At 38.4% G+C, this 8,786-nt stretch carries 10 protein-coding genes and 1 tRNA gene; 5 read left to right on the top strand and 6 right to left on the bottom strand.

Going from position 1 to position 8,786, the window contains the following annotated elements; all coding sequences use genetic code 11:
* The first annotated feature begins 55 nt into the window (after nucleotides 1-55).
* Both VIM94_RS08555 and VIM94_RS08550 read left to right on the top strand, forming a co-directional pair.
* Nucleotides 56-328, top strand: a complete 273-nt coding sequence (locus VIM94_RS08555; protein WP_006990442.1) for an HU family DNA-binding protein — start codon at nucleotides 56-58, stop codon at nucleotides 326-328.
* 122 nt (nucleotides 329-450) lie between these two features.
* A complete protein-coding gene (locus tag VIM94_RS08550) occupies nucleotides 451-1,011 on the top strand; it encodes a YqgE/AlgH family protein (protein ID WP_332038878.1) in 561 nt (186 codons plus the stop codon).
* On the opposite strand, the gene VIM94_RS08545 is transcribed toward VIM94_RS08550, so the two are convergent.
* Nucleotides 1,008-1,853 (bottom strand): aminotransferase class IV, encoded by an 846-nt coding sequence (locus VIM94_RS08545; protein ID WP_332038877.1) that lies wholly within the window; start codon nucleotides 1,851-1,853, stop codon nucleotides 1,008-1,010. The genes VIM94_RS08550 and VIM94_RS08545 overlap by 4 nt on opposite strands.
* A gap of 81 nt (nucleotides 1,854-1,934) precedes the next feature.
* Nucleotides 1,935-2,321 carry an START-like domain-containing protein gene (locus VIM94_RS08540; protein ID WP_332038876.1) on the bottom strand — a complete coding sequence of 129 codons (387 nt, stop codon included), beginning with the start codon at nucleotides 2,319-2,321 and terminating at the stop codon, nucleotides 1,935-1,937.
* 181 nt (nucleotides 2,322-2,502) lie between these two features.
* On the opposite strand from VIM94_RS08540, the gene VIM94_RS08535 reads away from it, so the two are divergent.
* A tRNA-Met gene (locus VIM94_RS08535) sits at nucleotides 2,503-2,576 on the top strand.
* Between the two features lie 104 nt (nucleotides 2,577-2,680).
* Here the strand turns inward: VIM94_RS08535 and glk are convergent.
* Nucleotides 2,681-3,757 carry a glucokinase gene (gene glk, locus VIM94_RS08530; protein WP_332038875.1) on the bottom strand — a complete coding sequence of 359 codons (1,077 nt, stop codon included), beginning with the start codon at nucleotides 3,755-3,757 and terminating at the stop codon, nucleotides 2,681-2,683.
* Nucleotides 3,758-3,893: 136 nt separating this feature from the next.
* On the opposite strand from glk, the gene VIM94_RS08525 reads away from it, so the two are divergent.
* A complete protein-coding gene (locus VIM94_RS08525; RefSeq protein WP_332038874.1) occupies nucleotides 3,894-4,847 on the top strand; it encodes an aldo/keto reductase in 954 nt (317 codons plus the stop codon).
* Nucleotides 4,848-4,905: 58 nt separating this feature from the next.
* Here VIM94_RS08525 and hisS read toward each other — a convergent pair whose 3' ends face one another.
* Nucleotides 4,906-6,276 (bottom strand): histidine--tRNA ligase, encoded by a 1,371-nt coding sequence (gene hisS, locus VIM94_RS08520; protein WP_332038873.1) that lies wholly within the window; start codon nucleotides 6,274-6,276, stop codon nucleotides 4,906-4,908.
* A 143-nt stretch (nucleotides 6,277-6,419) separates the two neighbouring features.
* Between hisS and VIM94_RS08515 the strand changes: the two genes are divergently transcribed.
* Nucleotides 6,420-7,667, top strand: a complete 1,248-nt coding sequence (locus VIM94_RS08515; RefSeq protein WP_332038872.1) for an ABC transporter permease — start codon at nucleotides 6,420-6,422, stop codon at nucleotides 7,665-7,667.
* A gap of 19 nt (nucleotides 7,668-7,686) precedes the next feature.
* Here the strand turns inward: VIM94_RS08515 and VIM94_RS08510 are convergent, their stop codons facing one another.
* Both VIM94_RS08510 and rplI read right to left on the bottom strand, forming a co-directional pair.
* The gene (locus VIM94_RS08510) at nucleotides 7,687-8,157 is read right to left on the bottom strand and encodes a DUF6495 family protein (RefSeq protein WP_332038871.1); all 471 of its coding nucleotides are present in this window, start codon (nucleotides 8,155-8,157) and stop codon (nucleotides 7,687-7,689) included.
* Nucleotides 8,158-8,305: 148 nt separating this feature from the next.
* Nucleotides 8,306-8,755, bottom strand: coding sequence for a 50S ribosomal protein L9 (gene rplI / locus VIM94_RS08505; RefSeq protein ID WP_332038870.1), 450 nt, complete (start codon nucleotides 8,753-8,755; stop codon nucleotides 8,306-8,308).
* Nucleotides 8,756-8,786: the final 31 nt, after the last annotated feature.

Here is an 8,786-nt window from a genome sequence, read left to right as displayed (position 1 = left end):
TTTGTAGAGCAATTTAACAGAATGTTTAACCAACAATTTATTTAAAATTCAAATTATGAACAAAACAGATTTAATCGATGCAATGGCTGAAAATGCTGGAATCTCTAAAGCAGCAGCAAAAAAAGCCTTAGAATCTTTTCTTGAAAATGTTGAGAAGTCACTTAAAAAAGGAGACCGTGTATCTCTTGTAGGATTTGGCTCTTGGTCAGTTTCTAAAAGAGCTGCTCGTGAAGGAAGAAACCCACAAACCGGAAAAACTATTAAAATTGCTGCTAAAAACGTAGTAAAATTTAAAGCCGGAGCTGACCTGCAAAAAGCTGTAAACTAATAAATTGTATTAGTACGAAATTAGGAAGCCTTCCAACCGGAAGGCTTTTTTTATGCAAAAATTTTGTTTAATTGTTTGATTTTTTTTAAATAAATAGTAGCTTAGATAAAAAGAATCCTGTTATGATAGCTTTAAAACCAACCAAAGGCCATCTTTTAGTAGCAGAACCTTCTATAATTGGAGATGTTGCATTTAATCGCTCTGTGGTATTACTTGCCGATCATTCCGAGAAAGGTTCCGTTGGTTTTATCCTGAATAAAATTCTCGATTTCACCTTAAAAGATCTTATTCCGGAATTAGATTCCAATTTTAAAATTTATAATGGCGGCCCAGTAGAGCAGGATAACCTATACTTTATCCATAAAGTACCGGAACTAATTCCCGAAAGTATTGAAATTGCTAACGGAATATATTGGGGAGGAGATTTTGATATAGTAATTGATCTTATCAGGAAAGGTGAAATTTCTGAAAAGCAAATCAGGTTCTTCCTGGGATATTCAGGCTGGGAAGCAGAGCAACTTAATGAAGAACTCAATTCACATTCCTGGATTATCACCAAAAATGAACACGCTTCAGAAGTTATTGAGAGACCATATATTTCCTTCTGGAAGGATAAGATGATGCAACTTGGCGGAGATTATCTTTTATGGTCTAACGCGCCGGAAAACCCTACCTATAATTAACCCAAACGTGCTTTAACGTTTAGCTTTGATAATAAGTCCCTTGCAACGGTATTGTCGAAATTTTTCTTGCGGTATTTTGTAATGGGCTGTACACCCATCACCACGTTGGTTATAAATAACTCATCTGCTTTCTGTAGTTCAAAAGGTGAGACAGAAACTTCTTCCAGGGTATATTCCGGTAAATCTTTTAAAATCTCTAAAAGTTTTTTACGTGTTATCCCATTTAAAGCACCATCAGTCAACGGCGGGGTTTTTATAGTTTTCCCCTTCACAAGGAAAAGGTTTCCGTTTAAAGCTTCCACTACATTTTTCTTCTCATTCAAAAGAAGGCAGTTTTTATAATCGTTTTCAGAAGCATAGATACTTCCCAATACATTTATTGCCCGGTTATTGGATTTTATGGTAGCCAGAAGACCGCTGGTGATATAATGGTCTTTAAATAATTCAATTTCATAATCTTCTTCATTCAGAAGATAGAAAGCATCTTTTAAAGGAGCTACGGTGATTACATACTCTATCTCTCTGGTGGCCGGAGTGTAATAGCCGCCCTCTTTTCTAAATACCGTGAACCTGATTCTCGCCGGCGAATTTTTCAAGTCATTTGCTTCCACTAATTCCCCTATTTTTTCTTCAAGAAATTCAGGAGAAAAACTAGCCGGAATTTCCATTCTCATTATCCGCATAGAAGCCATTAATCTAAAGTAGTGATCTTCCCAGAACATCACCTTCCCGTTTATTACCCTTATGGTTTCAAAAACAGAATCCCCATAAGCAAGTCCGCGATTAAATACTGAAAGTTTTGCATTCTGGTCTTCTACCAGTTTCCCGTTTAAATTTATCATAAAACTTTAAATTAATTCACAAAAGAGCGTAAAAAACCCCCGTTTACGGCGGGGGCAAAGGTAATGTATATCTCTTGAATATTAAACTGATCCAAGTACCTGTTTTAAATCGGAAATCATATTTTCCCAAAGCATTTTTCCTTCATCAATTTCATCTTCTTCGGCATAATCGGTAATCATAATTGAAACATCTTTGGTAATATCATCCACCTGAATCCTGATCTCGAAAAAATATGGAGTATCCTCATCATCAAGCCACTTGAACTTCACTCGTTCATCGCTTTTTTTACTTACCAGCTTGGCCTTCTCTTCACTACCTTCCCAGATAAAAGTGAAGATCTCACCACGGGAATTAACGTTATCGGCATACCATTCACTTAAGCCCGAAGGGGTGGAAATGTATTGATATAATAGAGAAGGAGAAGCGTGTATGGGAAATTCCATTTCGTACTTGATCTTTTCTTCCATTTTAATTTTTATTAGTTAGTTCGGGCAATATAGATATTAATTGGAAAGATAAAAAGAAAACAAAATAAATATTTTAGAAAATAATGTTTGCGGCAACCTAAATTGTTTTTATATTTGCACCCGCATTTACGGACAGTCAAAGTCCCGAAAAGGCACGCCAGTAGGCAGATTACAAAGTTATGGCGAGGTAGCTCAGTTGGTTAGAGCGTCGGATTCATAACCCGGAGGTCCCGAGTTCAAATCTCGGTCTCGCTACACTAAAAAATCTCTTCTTTTCAGAAGAGATTTTTTTGTTTTATGCTATAACATTCTTCGGAATAGATACCCAAAACCATAACCAACTGTAAATCAATATTTAATTATTTTTTCGACAGGTTTCTGGCGGCACCAAAAGCAGCTCCAAAAAGCGGACTATTATCATTCAGGATCACATTTACAGGTATTTTTTTTAATAGTGTATTCATTTTGTCCGAATGTAGAAAATGATGCAGAAACAAATCCTTATCAACTAAATCGATAATCTTAGGAAGAATACCACCACCTATAAAAATACCACCCAGCGCCTTAAATTTTAAAGCCATTTGAGCTGCTTCTGTGGCCAAATAAATATTGAAAAGTTGCATTGCTTCCTCACAAATTTTAATTGAACCATCCCTCGCACAGTTGCTTATCGAGGCCGCCATATCTTCATTATTTAGTTTATTCCTCAACTTCTCCGGTTCCGTTATATTTTTGTCTTCAAGAAGGAATTCATATATATTAACAATTCCTGGCCCGGAAACAATTCGTTCCCAGCTCACGTGGCCAAACTTCTTTTGTATAAATCTCAAGAACTTAATATCCAGTTCTGTACGAGGACTGAAATCACAGTGACCACCTTCCGAAGCAAAGGGATGATAATGAACCCCGTCCCAATACAAACCAACTTCTCCAAGACCGGTACCGGGAGAAATAACCGCTGCATTTCCTCTAATCCATGCTCCATCTTTAATTTCAACTATATCTTTTTTTGTCAAAACGGAAAGTCCATAAGCGTTGGCCTCCATGTCATTTATAATAGAAACCCGCTCTACCTTTAGGGCGCTGGATATTTCTTTTTCATCAAGTTCCCAGGAAAAATTTGTGCCTACTACCCTACCATCAATTACAGGTCCAGCCACCCCAAGACAAATGCTGTCTATTGGGGGCAGATTATTAGAATGAAAACTTGCCATTAACTCAAGGAAAGAAGACCAGTCATCCGTCTTGTAGGTCTTATGTTTTATCGGCTCCAAAGTATCCTTTTCAAAATGAAATAAGGCAAGGTTGGCCTTAGTTCCACCTACATCACCAGCCAAAATTATGCCTTCAGGCCGCTCAAAGTTATCCTTCCCCTGAAAGGATAGCGGAATATAGAATTCTTCAGATCCCTTCGTGAATCTTACAATTTCATCCATAAATAGCCATGTTATAATTTATCTATTTCATTTCCAACTGCCTATTCAAGATAAGAATTTGATTTCCGACTATAATTAGAACCTTGTTAAATCTTATAGAAATCGTATTTTAGAGAATAACTAAAACCCTAAAACTATGCTGAAAAAGCAACTTGGAACTACCAGTATTCAGGCTCCTCCTATCATCTTTGGAGGCAATGTTTTTGGTTGGACCTTAAACGAAGAAGAATCCTTTAGGATGCTGGATGAACTTCTTGACCGTGGTTATAATATGATAGATACCGCCGATGTATATTCCCGCTGGGCAACCGGTGTTGAAGCAGGAACTTCAGAGAAAATAATCGGGAAATGGATGAAAGACCGTGGAGTGCGGGATAAGATTAGCATTGCGACAAAGGGAGGCTCAAGCATGCAGCAGGGCGGTCCAAAAAACACTTCAAAGGAATATATTCTTAAAGCAGCAGAAGATTCTTTAAAACGGCTTCAAATAGATTATATCGACTTGTACTTCACCCATTTCGATGATGGTGAAACCCCGGTAGGTGAAACTCTTGAAGCATATAGGGAACTCATGAATGCCGGCAAAGTAAAACATATAGGGGCCTCTAACTTTTCTCATTCAAGATTGCAGGAATCATTAGATGTCGCAAAAGAAAAAAGCCTGCCTAAATATGAAGTTTATCAACCTGAATATAATCTTATGGCCCGCCAAAATTTTGAAAGTTGGGGTAGACGGTTTTCCAGGGAAAATAATTTAGGCGTAACCCCATATTTCGCCCTTGCCAGCGGATTCTTAACCGGGAAATACAGAAAAGAATCAGATTTTGAAGGTAAAGATCGAAAGATGTTTGCTGAAAAATTTTTAAATGAGCGCGGCCGGAAAGTCCTGGCAGCATTGGACAAGATCTCGAAAAAGCATGAGGTCTCCCAGGCTGCTGTGGCTCTTGGCTGGCTAATGCAAAGGCCGGGAGTAACTGCACCAATCGCAAGTGCTACAAAATCCTCTCATTTGGATGCCTTCGGGGATGCGATAGATTTACAATTAACCGGAGAAGAAATGGATTATCTTTTGCGGGCTTCAGAATATTAAATAAAAAAGCCGGAAATCCTCCAGGAAGTCCGGCTTTTGAATGCTTCAGATCACTCGGTTATTGAACTTTTTTCATTAATTCGTTGATGGAAACCCTGTCTTGATCCCCGGTTTTCATATTCTTCAAGGTAAATTGCTCCCGCTGCATCTCTTCCTCTCCGGCAAGCACCACAAATGGAATCTCCCTTTTATTGGCATATTTCATTTGCTTGTTCATTTTAGCAGCATCGGGATAAAGTTCTGCTACGACTTTATTTCTCCTTAATTCCGAAATTGTTTTTAGGGCGTAAAGTGCTTCCTCTTCCCCAAAATTGATAAATAACACTCTCGTATTTTTTGTAACAGTTTCTGGAAATAAACCTAACTCCTCAAGGACCAGATAAATTCTATCTAATCCAAAAGAAATTCCAACCCCACTCATATCTTTTAATCCAAAGATACCGGTTAGGTCATCATAACGACCTCCTCCACCTATTGATCCCATCTTTACGGTTTCCGGTGCCGCAACTTCAAAGATCGCACCTGTGTAGTAATTAAGTCCGCGGGCAAGAGTTACATCGAGTTCCAGTTTAGCTGATTTCAATGGTATAGCGGAAATGGCTTTCTCGATAAATTCAAGTTCTGCAATACCTGCTTTTCCAACTTCAGAAGTTGCGAGGATGTCTTTTATTCCCTGTATTTTTTGCCCAAACTCTCCTTTGAGATTGAAAATAGGTTGAATCTTTTCCAGGGCGCTTTCTGCAATTCCTTTCTCGCGCATTTCCTTTTTAACGCCTTCCTCCCCAATTTTATCGAGCTTATCCAGAGCGACGGTAAAATCAATAAGTTTATCCTTTTCTCCAATTACTTCAGCAAAACCCGATAGTACCTTTCGATTGTTGACCTTAATAGTCACTCCATTCAAGCCGAGAGAATCAAAGACAGCATCATAAAGCTGTACGAACTCTACTTCCTGCCACAGGCTCTTACTTCCCACCACATCCGCATCGCACTGAAAAAACTCACGAAAACGACCTTTCTGCGGCCTGTCTGCACGCCAAACCGGCTGGATCTGGTAGCGCTTAAATGGAAAATCTATTTCATTCTGGTGCTGTACAACGTAACGAGCGAAAGGTACTGTAAGGTCGTACCGAAGCGCCTTTTCGCTAATAGACGGAGTAAGTTTCAGGCTGTCTTTTTCCTGAAGCAATTTCTCATCGGTTTTCTTTAAAAAATCTCCAGAATTAAGAATTTTAAAAATCAGTCGGTCCCCTTCTTCTCCGTATTTCCCCATAAGAGTGTCGGAGTTCTCAAAACTTGGCGTTTCAATAGGTTGAAATCCAAAATTTTTAAATTGAGATTTTATTTTTTCGAAAATGTAATTTCTTTTAGCAACTTCGGCAGGAGAAAAATCCCGGGTGCCTTTAGGAATGGATGGTTTTTGTGCCATAAAATTTTTGGTGGTAAAGCCTTGAATTGATTTTGTTCTGGCTGCAAATATCTTAATTTTTAAGCTAACCCAAATAAATTTCAATTTTAAAGTAACATTTCCGTGATCTTAGAGTCTTATCTTTTGCATAATAATTCGAATATATGTTTGGCCTGCTAAAAGAAAACATCAGGATTGCCTTTAATTCTATTAAAAGTCAGCTCCTACGAACTATTTTAACCGTACTGATAATCGCTATTGGAATCACCGCACTTGTGGGTATCCTTAGCGCAGTGGCAGCCCTGGAAAATACTATAAGCAGCGATTTTGCCTCAATGGGAGCTAATACCTTCAATATCCAGCGATATGAATTCAACTCGCAAAGGCGTGGTAGTGGTGAAACCGAAAAGATTAATCCAATAATAAGTTACAGAGAGGTTCGTCAATTTGAACAAAATTATGATTATCCTTTTACTCAAACCTCGGTATCTTTCACCGGAACCAGGACGGCAGAAGTAAAATATGAAAATGAAAAAACCGATCCCGAAGTTTCCGTTCTTGGGGTCAACGAAAACTTTTTAAGCAATAGTGGTCTTAAGGTGGAAACCGGGCGGGAACTAAATGTATTTGATATAAGGAATAATACTAATGTCGCGGTTTTGGGAGCCGATTTTGCTAAAGAAAAGGGGCTATTCCAGGGAGCAGATCCCATAGGAAAAACCATTAGTGTTCGTGGTGCAAAATTCAGAGTTATTGGAGTATTGGAGTCCAAAGGTTCTACCTTTGGAAACAACCAGGATTTGAGAGTTCTTATCCCTATCCAAATGGCCAGATCCTTATTCACGCAACCTCGTATTAATTACAATTTAAGTGTTAAGGTGGAGAATAAGGAATTTCTGGAGGCAGCACAGGAGGAAGCTATACTTACTTTTAGAAATATTAGAAAACTCAACCCTGTAGAAGAAAATAATTTCGGGATCGAGAAGAGTGACGATTTGATAAACAGGATCTTCTCAATAACAAGCTACCTGAATATAGCAGCCTGGATTATTTCAATCATAACGATTTTTGGTTCCTCCATAGCCTTAATGAATATTATGCTTGTAAGTGTTACCGAAAGAACCCGTGAAATTGGTGTTAGGAAGGCCTTAGGAGCAAAAAGCAAAACCATTGCCACTCAATTTTTTATGGAAACCCTAATTATTGGGCAGATAGGTGGCATCCTGGGGATTTTGTTAGGAATATTGATCGGTTTTGGGGTATCTGCGGCAGCGGGCTTTGATTTTACTACACCCTGGATTGCGATGCTATGGGCAACAGGAATCACTATTCTGGTTGCTATTCTTGCCGGAAGTTATCCTGCTGCAAAAGCTGCAAAACAAGATCCCATAGAGTCATTGAGGTACGAGTAGAGAAATCTAATCTTTCGTTTTATTTTACGACCTTCTCGAAATAGGTATATAATTCACCTTTGGTAATATTTGCTCCCTGGTGAATAAGGGCAAAAATATCTTTGTTGCGATCTTCGCTAATTGCCTTTGTTGAAGTATAAATATTCACTGAATCATCTAAAATATTTTCCTGCAACCAGCGATATCCATCTTTTGTTCTAAGGTCTGTAAACTCATTCTCAATTTTAATAGCAATAAGATTAATCGTTGCTGCAGTAATTTGAAAAAGAAAAATTTGATTGGGTGAAAAATGTTCCAAATATTCCACTTTGTTTAATACTGCCTCCCAAACGAGGTCACTAAAAACGTCTAGTTCCTGCTCGGCAACTTCCGGTTTATTGGATTTTATATCCTGCCATTCATCGGCAGTTATAGACTGGCTTGCCAGAAAATTAATGAATTCCTGGTGCATTTCCTCAAATTGTTCCTTCGTTAAGCGAGCATATTTCATTTTCAGTAAAAATTAAGAGAGATCCTGATATACATCAGGATTAGTTTCAACCATATTGCCGCTAGGTATCACCACTGGCAAATTCGGTTTAACTAAAATAGAAAAGCCCACTCAAAAAGAGCAGGCTTATTCTTATAAGTCAAATAAATTAGGATTCAGAGACTACATCAAAGCTGAAGTTTGAGATCACCTCACGGTGAAAACGCAAAGTAGCGTCATATTGTCCCAAACGCTTGATGTTTCCACCTGCGATGCTAATAAATTTCTTTTCGATCTCCACACCTTCCTTGGCCAGTGCATCGGCAAGGTCGGCATTAGTAATAGACCCAAACAATTTGTCACCAGCTCCTGCCTTAGCAGTGATCTTGATTTCCAAACCGTTAAGTTTTTCAGCCTGTTTCTTGGCTTCGTCTATGTGCTTTTGTTCTTTATAGGCACGTTGTTTCAGGGTTTCAGCCAATACTTTTTTGGCTGAAGGGGTTGCAAGTTGTGCAAAGCCCTGAGGAATTAAAAAGTTACGCCCGTATCCGTTTTTCACGTCTACCACGTCATCTTTAAAGCCTAAATTATCTACGTCTTTCTTAAGTATCAATTCCATAAAACTGCCTTTTTTATTTTAATAAATCACC

The sequence above is a fragment of the Salegentibacter sp. genome (assembly GCF_036568425.1).
Lineage (GTDB): Bacteria > Bacteroidota > Bacteroidia > Flavobacteriales > Flavobacteriaceae > Salegentibacter.
The sequence above is the reverse complement of the archived record's forward strand: the minus strand, read 5'-3'. Positions and strand labels throughout refer to the sequence as shown.